Genomic DNA, 14,885 nt, shown 5'->3' with positions numbered 1-14,885 from the left:
TGGCGAAGCCGCCCCAAACCCGGCAAATGCGGTCCATCCGATACACCATCAATGGATGGATTGGGCTGCTGCGCAGCCCATCGGGGATAAATCCCCTCACCACAGGTTCTTTTTCCATCTGCAACAATCGGGATTGCCGCCCAGCGGCATAACACCGCCGGTTTTTCGACTTCGATACATTTCCAATTTCCCCGCAAAACCCCGCAAGTCCTTTGTTTACCGGGCCGCAAGCCGCCAGAAAAAAGTTGGTCTGCAAATTGCTTATGGCTCAGCAGTACAGCGGTGGGCGGCAAACGTCCGGCATGCAGAGGAAAGAGTGTGGACAAGTACCTTTATGTGGCAATGACCGGCGCCAGTCAGAACGCACTGGCGCAAAAGGCCCATGCCAACAACCTGGCGAACATCTCCACCAATGGTTTTCAGCGCGACCTGGAGCAGGCGCGTTCGATGCCGGTGTTCGGTGACAGCTTTCCGGCGCGTGCGTTTGCCATGAGCGAACGGCCCGCCACCGACTTCACCGCCGGTTCGCTGGTGCAGACCGGGCGTGACCTCGACGTCGCCGTGACCGGCAACGGTTTTATTGCCGTGCAGAACCCTAACGGTGGAGAAAGCTACGTGCGCACCGGCAGCCTGAACATCGACGCCCTCGGCGTATTGCGCGCCGGCAACGGCATGCCGGTACTCGGCAACGGCGGTCCGATCGCCGTGCCGCCGGAGCAGCAGGTCGAAGTCGGGGAAGACGGCACCATCAGTATTCGTGCGATGGGCGAAGGCCCGCGCGTCATGGCGGAAGTCGACCGGATCAAACTGGTCAACCCGGACATCAAGAACCTCAACAAGGGCCTCGACGGTTCGATCTACACCAAGGATGGCCAGCCGGCGCCGGCCGATGCCAACGTCAAACTGGTGTCGGGTTTCCTTGAGTCGAGCAACGTCAACGCCGTGGAAGAAATGACCTCGGTGCTGGCGCTGGCCAAGCAGTTCGAGTTGCACGTCAAGATGATGAACACCGCCAAAGACGACGACCAGGCCATGGCTCGGGTCTTGCAGATCAGCTAATTATCAGAACGTCGCGCCGTAAAACAGGCGCACGAGGAGAATCGAATGCTTCCGGCTCTATGGGTTGCCAAAACCGGTCTGTCCGCCCAGGACACCAACCTGACCACCATTTCCAACAACCTGGCGAACGTCTCGACCACGGGTTTCAAACGTGACCGTGCCGAGTTCCAGGACCTGCTGTATCAGATCAAGCGTCAGCCAGGCGCCCAGTCGACCCAGGACAGCGAACTGCCGTCGGGTCTGCAACTGGGTACCGGTGTGCGCATCGTCGGCACCCAGAAAAACTTCACCGCCGGCAGCCTGCAAACCACCGAGCAGCCGCTGGACATGGCCATCGACGGTCGCGGTTTCTTCCAGATCCTGCAGCCGGACGGCACCACGTCCTACACCCGTGACGGTACTTTCCACCTCGACTCCAACGGTCAGATCGTCAACGCCAGCGGTTTCGCCCTGGAACCGGCCATCGTCATCCCGAACAACGCGCAGAGCTTCACTGTCGGCACCGACGGCACCGTGTCGATCACAGTGCCAGGCAACCCGGCCGCTCAGGTGATCGGCAACCTGCAAACCGCCGACTTCATCAACCCGGCCGGTCTGCAGGCAGTGGGCAACAACCTGTTCCTGGAAACCGCTGCTTCCGGCGCGCCGCAAATCGGCACCCCGGGCCTGAACGGTTTCGGTACCACGCTGCAGAACACCCTGGAAGGTTCCAACGTCAGCACCGTTGAAGAGATGGTCAACATGATCACCACTCAGCGCGCCTACGAGATGAACTCCAAGGTGATCTCCACCGCCGACCAGATGCTCTCGTTCGTAACGCAGAATCTGTAATCAAGTCTATGGGGCGGCCATGAGGTCGCCAGCAACACCGTGAGGTAGGGTCATGAAACGCTTCGTATCTGTTCTGGCATTGGGTGGGGTCGTCTCGCTCGCGGGCTGCGTCGCACCGACGCCCAAGCCCAATGACCCTTATTACGCTCCGGTGTTGCCACGCACGCCATTGCCGTCTGCGGCCAACAACGGCTCGATCTATCAGGCCGGCTTCGAGCAGAACCTGTACAGCGACCGCAAGGCATTCCGGGTCGGTGACATCATCACCATCACCCTGAACGAGAAGACTCAGGCGAGCAAAAACGCCAACTCGCAAGTGGCCAAGAACAGCAAGACCGGCATCGGCCTGACTTCGCTGTTCGGCGGCAGTGGCACCACTAACAACCCGTTGGGTGGCAATGACCTGAGCCTCGACGTCGGCTACAGCGGCGACCGTGCGACCAAGGGCGATAGCAAAGCGGCGCAGGGCAACACCCTGACCGGTTCGATCACCGTGACCGTGGCCGACGTGCTGCCCAATGGCATCATCGCCGTGCGCGGCGAGAAGTGGATGACCCTCAACACCGGCGACGAGCTGGTGCGCATCGCAGGTCTCGTGCGTGCCGATGACATCGCCACCGACAACACCGTGTCGTCGACCCGTGTCGCCGATGCGCGCATCACCTACTCGGGCACCGGTTCGTTTGCCGATGCGAGTCAGCCAGGCTGGTTCGACCGTTTCTTCCTCAGCCCGCTGTTCCCTTTCTAGGTGGCGACTTTGAATTTCAAGAGCCTCATGCTGGCTGCGGCCCTGTTGTCCGCAACCTTTGGTGCCCACGCCGAGCGGCTGAAAGATATCGCCAGCATTTCCGGCGTGCGTTCCAACCAGTTGATCGGTTACGGCCTGGTGGTCGGGCTTAACGGTACCGGCGACCAGACGACGCAAACCCCGTTCACCCTGCAGACCTTCAACAACATGCTGTCGCAGTTCGGCATCAAGGTGCCGCCGGGATCGGGCAACGTGCAGTTGAAAAACGTCGCAGCGGTGTCGGTCAGTGCCGATCTGCCGGCGTTCGCCAAACCAGGGCAGCAGGTCGACATCACCGTGTCTTCGATCGGTAACTCCAAGAGTCTGCGCGGCGGCACCCTGTTGCTGACCCCGCTCAAGGGTATCGACGGCAACGTCTACGCCATCGCTCAGGGCAACCTGGTGGTCGGTGGTTTCGATGCCGAAGGTCGCGACGGTTCGAAGATCACCGTCAACGTTCCGTCGGCCGGTCGCATCCCGGGTGGTGCGTCGGTGGAGCGTTCGGTACCGAGCGGTTTCAACCAGGGCAACAGCCTGACGCTGAACCTCAACCGTTCCGACTTCACCACGGCCAAGCGTATCGTCGACAAGATCAACGACATGCTCGGCCCTGGCGTGGCGCAAGCCATCGACGGCGGCTCGATCCGTGTGACCGCGCCGCTCGATCCGAGCCAGCGCGTCGACTATCTGTCGATCCTCGAAAACCTCGAAGTCGACCCGGGTCAGGCGGTGGCGAAAGTCATCATCAACTCGCGCACCGGCACCATCGTCATCGGCCAGAACGTGAAAGTTTCGCCGGCCGCCGTGACTCACGGCAGCCTGACCGTGACCATCACCGAAGATCCGATCGTCAGCCAGCCGGGTCCGCTGTCCAATGGGCAGACGGCCGTCGTGCCACGTTCGCGGGTCAATGCTCAGCAGGAAGCCAAGCCGATGTTCAAGTTCGGCCCGGGCACCACCCTCGACGAGATCGTGCGGGCGGTGAACCAGGTTGGCGCGGCACCGGGTGACCTGATGGCCATTCTCGAAGCACTGAAGCAGGCCGGCGCGTTGCAAGCCGACCTGATCGTGATCTGAGGACGCCGACCATGGATATGCGCAAAGGCAGTCTGGTGGGCACTGGCGATTCGGGTTCGTACTCCGACCTCAATCGTCTGAACCAGCTCAAGGTTGGCGACAAGAACAGCGATGCGAACATGCGCAAGGTGGCGCAGGAATTCGAATCGCTGTTCCTCGGCGAAATGCTCAAGTCGATGCGTTCGGCCACCGAGGCGTTGGGTAAAGACAACCCGATGAACACGCCGGCGGCCAAGCAATATCAGGAAATGTACGACCAGCAACTGGCGGTGTCGCTGTCCCGCGAGGGCGGCGGTATCGGGCTGGCCGACGTGCTGATGAAGCAGATGTCGAGGAATAAACCGCTGGCACCGGGTGAGGCTGCAGCCGCGTCCGCCGCCAAGCAAGAGGCGGCGAAAGCCGCTGCGGTGCAGACCCCGATTGCCGCCGGCACCACCGCCACCAATGGGCCGTTATCGCGGCTCAATGGCGAGCGTCCGTTGTGGGCCTCGCGTTCCGGGCGTGTGGCTACTACCGAAGCCTCGCACAGCAATGACATGGCAATGATCAACAAACGTCGCCTGGCGCTGCCGCCGAAACTGGCCGATCGTTTGCTCGCCGGTCTGGTGCCGTCCGCCACGCCGACCGCCACCAATGCCTTGCCACAACGTGCCGTGACCACGGCCGCCACCGGCGCCGGCCCGCTGTACAACGGCGACTGGCTGACCCGTGCCGAAGACGCCAAGGCGTCCGGCGGGCAGATGCAGATTTACGGTCGGGCGATGGCGCAGATTCCGCTGGCGCCGGCCAAGCGCGCTTTCAGCTCCGCCGACGAATTCGTCAACACCATGCTGCCGATGGCCAAAGAAGCCGCCGCGCGTATTGGCGTCGATCCGCGTTATCTGGTGGCGCAAGCCGCACTGGAAACCGGCTGGGGCAAATCGGTCATGCGTGCCCAGGATGGCAGCAGCAGTCACAACCTGTTCGGCATCAAGGCCAGCAGCAACTGGACCGGCGATTCGGCCCGAGCGATCACCAGCGAGTTCCGTAACGGGCAGATGGTCAAGGAGACGGCGCAGTTCCGTTCCTATGCCTCGTACAAGGACAGTTTCCACGATCTGGTGACTTTGCTGCAGACCAATAATCGCTATCAAGATGTGGTGAAGTCGGCCGATAACCCAGAACAGTTTGTACGCGAGTTGCAAAAGGCCGGTTACGCGACCGACCCGAACTACGCGACGAAGATTTCGCAGATAGCCAAGCAGATGAACAGTTTCGAAAACTACGCTGCGGCCGGCGTTTCAACGACGCCTCTATAAACACACGGTAAGGTTTGAATCATGAGTTTGCTCAATATCGGGATGTCGGGGTTGTCTGCGAGTTCTTCCTCTCTCGCGACCACAGGTAACAACATTGCCAACGTCGACACCGCCGGGTATTCACGCCAGCAAACCGTGCAGAGCACCAAGTCATCGCAGCAGTTCGGCAACGTCTTCATCGGTACGGGGACGACCCTGGCCGATGTGCGCCGGGTCTACAACTCTTACCTCGAAAACCAGCTGCATACCGCGACCTCGCTCAATAGCGAAGCGGCTGCGTACGGTGCCCAGGCCACTGCGCTGGATGCCTCGATGTCCGATACCAACACCGGCCTGACCGGTGTGCTGCAAAAGTTCTTTACCTCGATGCAGGGCGTGGCGACCTCGGCCACTGATGACACCTCCCGTCAGTCGGTGCTGACCGGTGCGCAGGCCCTGACCAGCCGTTTCAATGCGCTGGCCAAACAGCTGAACGATCAGAACACCACGATCAATGGCAACCTGGGCGACATGACGTCCCAGGTCAACAAGCTGGCGACTTCGATTGCCAACCTGAACCAGAAGATCGGCGAGATTTCCACCAGCGGCGGCCAGCCGAACGATTTGCTCGACAGTCGTAACGAAGCGGTGCGCCAGCTCTCCGAGCTGACCGGGGCGCAGGTTGTCGAACGTGGCACCAGTTTTGACGTGTACATCGGCACCGGCCAGCCGCTGGTGATCGGCAACACCACCAACACCCTGAGCACCGTGCCGAGCAAGGACGATCCGACGCGCATGGCGATTCAGCTGGACCGCGGCTCAAGCGTGATCGACATCACGTCGGCCATGAGCGGTGGCGAAATCGGTGGCCTGCTGACCTATCGCAAAGAAGTGCTCGACCCTTCGCTCAATGAGTTGGGGCGTGTCGCGCTGGTAGTGGCCGATCAGGTCAACAGCCAACAAGCCCAGGGTATCGACAAGAACGGTGACTTCGGCGCCGCGATCTTCAACAACATCAACAGTGCCGCACTGGTCAGTCAGCGCAGCATTGCGCAGTCGACCAATAGCGCCGGCTCGGGCAACCTCGATGTCACCATCAAGGACACCGGCAAGCTGACCACCAGCGATTATCAGGTGACCTTCACCAGCGCCACCAACTATTCGGTCAAGCGCTCCGATGGCACCGACATGGGCTCGTTCAGCACCACGACCACGCCACCGCCAGTGATCGATGGCTTCACCCTGGCGCTCAACGGCGGCGCCCTGAGCGCTGGCGACACCTTCAAGGTGACCCCGACCCGTAACGCGGCAAGTACTATTCAGACCGTGCTGACCGATCCGAAGAAAATCGCTGCGGCAGCACCGCTGACCGGCGTGGCCAGTGCGAACAATTCCGGTACCTACACCCAGCCGACGCTGACTGATTCGTTCGACATCTACAACCCGGCGTCGCAGACCGAGTTGCAGAATGCGCTCAAATATTCGACGCCGGTCAAACTGGTGTTCGGTGCGGTCGCCAGCGGCAGCCAGTCGTACAACATGGTCGACGCCAAGGGCAACACCATCGGTTCGGGCACCATCGTGCCGGGGCAGGCCAACACCTTGAACCTCAAGGTCGGCATGGTCGACTCCACCGGTGCTCCGGTGATGGACACCACGGTCACGCCGAACGTGCAGAAGACCTTCACCGTACAGACCACCGTGGGCGCGACGCCGAAGTCCGGCGAAACCTTCACCATCAACCTGACCGGCGCGGCGTCTTCGGACAACCGCAACGCACAGACACTGGTTGGCCTGCAGACCAAGCAGACCGTGGACACCGGCAGCGGCAGCAAGGGCATCAGCCTGACCGACGCCTATAACAAACTGGTGACCAACGTTGGTACCAAGGCTGCGCAGAGCAAGTCCGACAATGAAGCCACCTCGGTGATCCTCGATCAGGCCAAGGGCGCGCGTGATTCGCTGTCCCAGGTCAACCTCGATGAAGAGACCGGCAACCTGGTCAAGTATCAGCAGTACTACACAGCGTCTTCGCAGATCATCAAAGCTGCGCAGGAAACTTTCGCCACGCTGATCAACAGTCTTTAAGGAGTCGTAATTCATGCGCATTTCCACCGCCCAGTATTACGCGACGCAAGCTGCTCAATATCAGCGCAACTACAGCAAGACGGTCGCGACCGCCAACGAAGCGAGCAGCCTGCAGCGCATCAACACCGCTGCCGACGATCCGATCGGCGCCGGTCGCCTGCTCAAGCTGGGGCAGCAAAGTGCGATGCTCGACCAGTATCAGGGCAACATCGACACCACCAAGAGCTCGCTGACCGTGCAGGAGTCGACGTTGAACTCCATCACCACGGCTCTGCAGCGCGCCAAGGAAATCGGCCTGGCCGCCAACAACGGTATCGCTACCGACGACAACCGCAAGGCGTACGCGGCGGAACTGAGCCAGATCCAGCAACAAGTGCTGGGCCTGATGAACTCCAAGGATGCCAACGGCAACTACCTGTTCTCCGGTTCCAAGACCGATACCGCGCCGTACTCGCAAAACGTCGACGGCACCTACACCTATAACGGTGACCAGACCCAGATCAACCTGGGCATTGGCGACGGTATGTCGGTCGCGACCAATACCACGGGTTGGGACGCCTTCCAGCAGACCATCAACACCAGCCGCACCCAGACCACCATGACCGCTCCGGCGGTGGATGACGGTCGTGTGGTGCTGTCCAACGGTACGGTCGGCACCGCAGCGACCTACAACGCCAAGTTCACGGCGGGCCAGCCATACACCGTGGATTTCATCAGCAGCACGCAGTTGAAAATCACCGATGCCCTGGGCAACGACGTGACGTCCGAGGCCAGCCAGAACGGCCTGATCAGCAACAGCAATGGTGCCAACCAGACCGTCAGCTTCCGTGGCGTCGACATGAAGTTGAACATCAACCTCAAAGCCGGCGACACCAACCCGGATGCGGTCATCGCCGGTCACAGCTTCCAGCTGTCGGCCACACCTGACTCGTTCACTACCGCGCGCAGCCCGGGCAACCCGTCGACGGCGGTCATCACCGGCTCCAGCGTGACCAACCAGGCGGCGTACAGCGCGGCCTTCCCGTCGGGCGGCGGCGCGGTGCTGAAGTTCACCAGCGCCACCGATTTCGACCTGTACGCGGCCCCTGTGACCGCTGACAGCAAACCGGTGTCGTCGGGCACCATGGTCGGCAGCAACGCCACGGCCGCCGGTGTGACCTTCGCCATTGGCGGTACGCCGGGTGCGGGCGATCAGTTCTCGATTCAGTCCAACAACCACCAGACCCAGAACGTGCTCGACACCCTGGGGCAGATGGTCACGGCGCTGAACATGCCGGTCGATGGTGATCCGGTAGCCAAGCAGAAATTCCAGGGGGCCATGGAGTCGGCGCTGGGCAACATCGACAGCGCCTCCAACCAGATTGGCGCTGCGGTGACCTCGATCGGTGCGCGCGGTCAGTCGCTGGATGACCAGGACACCACCAACCAGAGCCTGATCCAGGCCAACACCACGACCCAGGGTTCGATCCGTGATTCGGATCCGGCCGAGGTGATGACCCGCCTGACGTTGCAGCAGACCATGCTGCAAGCCTCGCAACTGGCGTTCAGCAAGATCAGTCAGTTGGGTCTGTTCAACAAGATCTGACATTGGACGGGCGCGCAGGCGCCCGTTTGTCTTGTCCTTCAGTTAATGTTTTTTTGCGGTTTCATGGGCTCGCTTTACCGAGCGGGCTCGTACCGCCTGTGAGCCCGCCGTGAATCCACTTCCTCTCGTCAGTCTGGTCATTCCCGCCTTCAATCCGCGCTTCTTCGAGCGGACCTTGAACAGTGCGGTGAGCCAGACTTATGGCCAACTCGAAATCATCGTTTGCGACGACAGCCGCGGCAGCGAGATTGAGGCCATCGTTGCGGCGGTAGTCGAGCAGTCCGGCGTCGCCGTGCGTTACGTGCGCAATCCGCGCACCCTGGGCATGGTCGGCAATCTCAAGGCCTGCCTGGAACAGGCGCAGGGCCAATTGGTCAAATTTCTGTGCGACGACGACCATCTCTATGCCGCCTGTGTTGAACAGCAAGCGCAGGAAATGGTGCGTGAGGAAGTCCGGCTGGTGCTGGCTCAGCGTCTGTTCTGGGACGCTGACGACATCATTCTTCCGGCACGTCTGGAAAACACTTCGCTGTCTCCGCTCAGTGGCTTGTTCAAGGGCGACGACCTGCTGGGCATCTTTGAAAAGTTTCCGGTCAATGTGCTGGGTGGGTTCACCAATGCGCTGTTTCGCCGGGAAGATCTTGTCGAGTTGCTGCCGGCGTTGACCCAGGAAGGCCACTGCTTTGTGGCAACCCTGGATTTCGCGCTGTTCGTCTGTCTGATGCGGCGCGGCAATGTGGCGGTGTCCAACAATGTGCTGAGTGCCGAGCGACTGTACCCGGAGCGCCTGTGCGCCCAGCAGTCGATGAAAGATGCGGTTGAAGTCGAGCGCGAGTGGATTCTGCAAATGCTCAAGGCGCGCAGCGGCGAATCTGCGCCTGCGCCGGGTTGGGTTCGCTACATCCCGCTGACCAAGGCTGATGAGACACCCCGGGTCTGGGAAGAGCTGCCTCTGAGCCGCACCCTGGGTACCAAACAAAGTCGCCAGGAGTGGTGTGTCGGCATCGACAGCTGGAGTTTTGCCGAGCTTTATGCGCAATGGCTGGAGTGCCGGGTGCTCACCGAGGGGCAGCGCAAGTTGCTGCCGGAGACCCTGGCTGGCTGGTCGCATCAGCCGCGCATCGTCCCGATCGTCATCGATCGCGACGGCAGTCGCGAGGGTGTCGAGCGCACGCTGGAGGCGCTTGCCGCACAGGATTATCTGCCGGAGTTGATTCTGGTGCTGTCCGCTGCCTGTTCCGAGGCCGAGCTCGATGGTCGGGTGTTCCGCATGCCGTTGCAGGACGACGGACTGGAGCAGATCAATGCATTGTTACCGCAACTGGAAGGGGCCGACTGGTTCTACCTGTTGCAGGCCGGCGATCGTCCGGTGGTGCCGGCGTTGTTGATCATGGCCGAGCGCATCGCCTATTCTCCGGCGCTGACGTGTCTGTACAGCGATGAAGGCAGCCTGCGCAACGGCGAATCGGCGGAGCCTGCGTTCAAACCGGATTTCAACCTCGACCTGCTGCGCAGTTACCCGTACGTCGGGCGCGCGCTGGCGTTCAAGCGCGAACGCTTTCTGGCGCTGGGCGGATTCGCGGCGATGTTCGCCGAACTGGCCCCCCACGACGTGCTGTGGCGCATGGTCGAGAGTGATGGTACGCAGGTGGTCGGGCATGTCGCCGAAGTTCTGGTGCAATCGCCCTTCGATCTGTCCGCCTGGCTCGCCGCTCCGGCGGTCATCGAGCAGAATCCGCGTGTACTCGAGGCCCATCTGCAGCGCCTGGGGATTGCCCACGAAATCCGCCGTGGCAGTTCCGGGTTGCTCAATCGTGTCGACTATCGCCATGCCCGGCGTCCGCTGGTGTCGATCATTATTGTGACCAAGGACCAGACGGCTGCCTTGCAGCGCTGCGTCGAGACGCTGTTGGAGAAGACCGCTTACTCCGAGTACGAGTTGTTGCTGGTCGACAATGGCAGTGAAAGCCACGAGGCGCGGGCCTGGCTGGACGGTATGGCGCAACTGGGCGGCGAGCGGATTCGTGTCCTGAACTACCCGCAGCAGGGCAACGCAGCGGCGCTGCATAATTTTGCGGTAGGGCAGGCGCGTGGTGAATACGTGCTGCTGCTCAATTCGTTTGCGGTAATCACCCAGGCCGACTGGCTCGACGAACTGCTCAATCATGCGCAGCGTCCGGAAGTCGGCGTGGTCGGCGCCAAGCTGTTCAATCCTGATGGGTGCGTACTGCACGCGGGTCTGATTCTTGGTCTGCAAGGTGCAGTGGGTTTGCCGTTCTATGGTCAGTCGTTGCAGTCGGATGGTTACATGTTCCGGCTGCAAGCGGTCCATGACCTGAGTGCCGTCAGTGGCGATTGCCTGATGGTGCGCAAGGCGGTTTATGAAGCTGTCGCCGGTCTCGATGAGCAAGCGCTGAAACAGGCGCTGAATGTCGTGGATCTGTGCCTGCGGATCGGTCAGGAAGGATACCTGGTGGTGTGGACCCCTTATGCCTTGCTGGCACTGGGCGCACGCCCCAGTGTTCAGGCGACGGCAGAGGAGGAGCAATTGCAGCTTCAGGAGCAGGAAACCTTCTACCAGCGCTGGTTGCCGCGCATTGCCCGTGATCCGGCCTTCAACGTCAATTTGTCGTTGCAGGGTGTCGGTGCGACGAGCTTCAGCCTGGAACCGGGCCTGCGTACCGGCTGGAGTGCATTTTCCCGGGCGCAGTTGCCGAACGTGCTTGCCGTGCCGATCAACGCCTCGGCCATCGGTCACTACCGCATGAGCCAGCCGCTGATCGAACTGGAAGCGGCCAACCGCGCTGAAGGGCGGATTTGCTATGGACTGCCGTCGATCATTGATATCGAGCGTCAGTCCCCGGACGTGATTGTGCTGCAGGGGCGTTATTCGCAGGGTGCCATTGATGAGATTCCGCCACTGAAGAAATTCAGTCATGCCCGGCGCATCTTTGAGCTTGATGACTATGTGATCGACGTTCCTCATCGCAATGCGCATATTCGCAACATGCCCAATAAACAGGAAATGGAGCGGATGGTGCGCAGTGCGATCAGCCTGTGTGATCGGGTGGTGGTATCGACCCAGCCACTGGCCAATGCGTTGTCGGACATGCACCACGACATTCGCGTCGTCCCCAACATGCTCGCACGCAACTTGTGGACTGACTTGCGCAGCCAGCGCCGCACTTCGAAAAAACCACGGGTCGGCTGGGGCGGTGGGACCAGTCACCACGGCGACCTGGCGGTGATCGCCGATGTCGTGCGTGAGCTGGCCAACGAAGTCGACTGGGTGTTCTTCGGCATGTGCCCGGATGATCTGCGTCCGTACATGCATGAATTCCACGGGGTAATCCCGTTGGAAGTGTACCCGGCGAAACTGGCAAGCCTGAATCTCGATCTGGCGCTGGCGCCACTGGAATTCCACATCTTCAACGACTGCAAGAGCAACTTGCGTCTGCTGGAGTACGGCGCCTGCGGTTACCCGGTGATCTGCACCGATACCGAGGCCTATCGCGGCTACCTGCCGTGCACCCGGGTCAAGACCAACAGCACCGATGAATGGCTGCAGGCGATCCGCATGCACCTGGCCGATCCCGATGCGAGCTATCGCATGGGCGATGAACTGCGAGAAATCGTATTGCGCGACTACGTACTGCGGGGCGACAACCTGCGCTATTGGGAAAACGGCTGGCTGGCGGATTGACCGGCACTGCTGAAAAAGGCGACTTTCGAGTCGCCTTTTTTGCGTCTTCAATATCCTGTTTGTATCAGTATCGACACTTTTTTACCGCAGAGCCTCAAGCATAGCGCTTTTCCTGTCGATACTTCTCTATTCGCTGACCTCGGACGGTTGCTGCTGGCGTGATCGGCTTGTTACCGGGAGGCAGGTTTCCGGATTCAACAACAATGCAAGGAAGAAGCAAATGGCAGTGATTTATGGGACGAGTGAAGCCGATGTCATGAGCGGCAGTGAAGGCAATGACGAGCTCTTCGGACTGGAATCGGATGATCAGATCTGGGGGACTGCCGGAGCCGATCTGCTGGATGGTGGCGAGGGTTTTGATTCCGTGGATTATCGAATCATGTCTTCGGGCGTCAGCGTCGATATCCGCCAAGGGCTTGCCAGCGTCACGAAGGCAGATGGTTCCATTGACACGCTGGTTGCCATCGAAAAAGTGGTCGGCAGCTTCCTTGATGACACCCTTGCCAGTTCGGTTTCCGGCGTCACGCTGGAAGGCAGCGGCGGGGATGACGTTTACATCATCGGCAGTGAGGGCGTGACGATCATCGAAGACGAGCGCGGCGGCTACGACGAGTTGCGCACCAGCGTTAACATCCAGAAGATGGACCCGTTCCTCGACAAAATGACCTTCACCGGAACCGGCGACTTCAAGGGCTACGGCAATGCCGAGCACAACGTGATCATTGCCGGCGCCGGTAATGACTGGCTGTGGGGTGGTGACGGTGGCGACCGGTTTGTTGGCGGTGAAGGATTCGATACCGTCAGCTACACCGACAGCCTTGAAGGCGTCAGTATCGAGCTCTCGAGCATGTGGGGCGCCACTGGTATTGCATTCGGCGATACCTACTCGAGCATCGAGGCCGTGCAGGGTTCGAATTTCAACGATGTGATCTTCGCCGGCGCAGGCGCAATGGTCATGGACGGTGCCGATGGCTTTGACGCCGTCGATTACAGCCGTTCCAACGACGCGGTCAGCATCGAGTTTCGTGATGGCAAGGGCTTCGGTTCCGGCGACTACGCCGAGGGCGACACCTTGATCAATGTGGAAAAGGTTGTCGGGACTAACCTGGACGATCACTTCACTGCCAACTCGGGCGGCGTGACCTTCGAAGGTGGCTGGGGCAGCGACGTCTACACGATCAACAGCGAGGGTGTGACCATCGTCGAGACAGACTCAGGCATGGGGTTTGACGAGCTGTACACCAGCCTGTCGGTCATGAAGATGGACCCGTTCATCGAGAAAATGACCTACACCGGTACAGCCGATTTCACCGGTTATGGCAATGATTCCGACAACTACATCTTCGGCGGCAGCGGCGATGACCTGTTCTACGGTGGCGCCGGACGGGATGTCTTCGTGGGCGGCGCGGGAACGGACATCGTCAGCTATGAGGACAGCGACACGGGTGTGGTGGCCACGCTGTGGAGAATCGGCCAGAACGGCACGGCTGACGGTGACACGCATTACGATGTCGAAGGCTTGCGTGGCAGCCATTTTAACGATGAGCTGGGTGCCAACAGGGAAGATACGATTCTGGAAGGCAGCAGTGGTGACGATACCCTGAACGGCAACGATGGCAACGATCATCTCTATGGCGGGCTGAAGTCCGGTCTCGACGGCGACGCGGCGCAGGCTGACAAATTATTCGGCGGCAACGGCGATGACGTCATCGTTAGTGCTGCGAATGACCTGGGCACTGTGGCGGACGGTGGACAAGGCAGTGACACCATCACGGTCCACAACGGCAGTGCCTTTGGTAATGACGGTTTTGACGTGCTCACCGGCACCGGCAACAGTTATCTGTTGTCAGGTGGCAGTGGCAACGACGTGCTGAACCTCAATCTCACGGGGCAGTCGGGCACTGGCGGCATCGCATTGGGCGGTATGGGTGACGATACCTATATCGTGAACACCACTGGGTTGGTATCGATTCAGGACGAGGGCTGGGATATCAATGACACCCTGATCCTGAACACCATCGCCAATATCAGCCAGTTGAACGTCACCCGCATCGGTGACGACGCCTATCTGCATGGTGCCAACGACGGCAGCGCCGGCGTTCCCGACAACGGCGTGAAGCTGCAGGGCTGGTACGCCGGGTACAACAACATCGAACATCTGCAGACCGCTGACGGCCAGTCCTACGACCTGCCGGCCACGATCGATGGATTCGCGATGTTTGGCTGATCCGTCCGTTTCATTGAAGTCGCTTGATGAAGGGGATGATTCCGGCAACGGACTCATCCCTTTTTCATGCCTTGAATTCCCGCCGACGCAGCGTTCGCGGAGCTGGCGCGTTTCCTGCAAGTCCCCCTCAAATCGCCATAAAACGAGCGCTCGCGGTCATCGCAGCGGCGCCGCAGGCGGCAAAAGGGTTAGCCAGACGGCCCGCATCGCTCAACCAAGCCATGCGCAGCCCGGTGACGAACGAGAGGGGA

Annotated in this window: 9 protein-coding genes; all 9 read left to right on the top strand. The window is 60.6% G+C overall.

The features are described from left to right. Positions 1 to 318: 318 nt before the first annotated feature. Positions 319 to 1,059, top strand: coding sequence for a flagellar basal body rod protein FlgF (locus tag ACM6I7_RS03020; protein WP_007965507.1), 741 nt, complete (start codon positions 319 to 321; stop codon positions 1,057 to 1,059). 45 nt (positions 1,060 to 1,104) lie between these two features. Beyond that, positions 1,105 to 1,890, top strand: coding sequence for a flagellar basal-body rod protein FlgG (flgG, locus tag ACM6I7_RS03015; protein ID WP_003222804.1), 786 nt, complete (start codon positions 1,105 to 1,107; stop codon positions 1,888 to 1,890). Between the two features lie 52 nt (positions 1,891 to 1,942). Beyond that, positions 1,943 to 2,638, top strand: a complete 696-nt coding sequence (gene flgH, locus ACM6I7_RS03010; RefSeq protein ID WP_027613958.1) for a flagellar basal body L-ring protein FlgH — start codon at positions 1,943 to 1,945, stop codon at positions 2,636 to 2,638. Between the two features lie 27 nt (positions 2,639 to 2,665). Continuing rightward, positions 2,666 to 3,754 (top strand): flagellar basal body P-ring protein FlgI, encoded by a 1,089-nt coding sequence (locus tag ACM6I7_RS03005; protein ID WP_414887926.1) that lies wholly within the window; start codon positions 2,666 to 2,668, stop codon positions 3,752 to 3,754. An 11-nt stretch (positions 3,755 to 3,765) separates the two neighbouring features. After that, on the top strand, positions 3,766 to 5,052 hold the full coding sequence (flgJ, locus tag ACM6I7_RS03000) for a flagellar assembly peptidoglycan hydrolase FlgJ (RefSeq protein WP_225137948.1): 1,287 nt from the start codon (positions 3,766 to 3,768) through the stop codon (positions 5,050 to 5,052). Between the two features lie 21 nt (positions 5,053 to 5,073). Beyond that, positions 5,074 to 7,119, top strand: coding sequence for a flagellar hook-associated protein FlgK (gene flgK, locus ACM6I7_RS02995; RefSeq protein WP_115987967.1), 2,046 nt, complete (start codon positions 5,074 to 5,076; stop codon positions 7,117 to 7,119). Between the two features lie 13 nt (positions 7,120 to 7,132). Beyond that, the gene (locus ACM6I7_RS02990) at positions 7,133 to 8,704 is read left to right on the top strand and encodes a flagellar hook-associated protein 3 (protein ID WP_103368129.1); all 1,572 of its coding nucleotides are present in this window, start codon (positions 7,133 to 7,135) and stop codon (positions 8,702 to 8,704) included. A gap of 109 nt (positions 8,705 to 8,813) precedes the next feature. Then, positions 8,814 to 12,407: a glycosyltransferase gene (locus ACM6I7_RS02985; RefSeq protein ID WP_414887925.1), complete on the top strand. Its 3,594-nt coding sequence runs from the start codon at positions 8,814 to 8,816 to the stop codon at positions 12,405 to 12,407. Between the two features lie 220 nt (positions 12,408 to 12,627). Further along, positions 12,628 to 14,634, top strand: coding sequence for a calcium-binding protein (locus tag ACM6I7_RS02980; protein ID WP_414887924.1), 2,007 nt, complete (start codon positions 12,628 to 12,630; stop codon positions 14,632 to 14,634). Positions 14,635 to 14,885: the final 251 nt, after the last annotated feature.

This window comes from Pseudomonas sp. IT-93MI4, assembly GCF_949767635.1.
Classification (GTDB): Bacteria; Pseudomonadota; Gammaproteobacteria; order Pseudomonadales; family Pseudomonadaceae; genus Aquipseudomonas; species Aquipseudomonas putida_A.
Note: the sequence above shows the minus strand (reverse complement) of the source record. Positions and strands in the feature narration are given on the sequence as shown.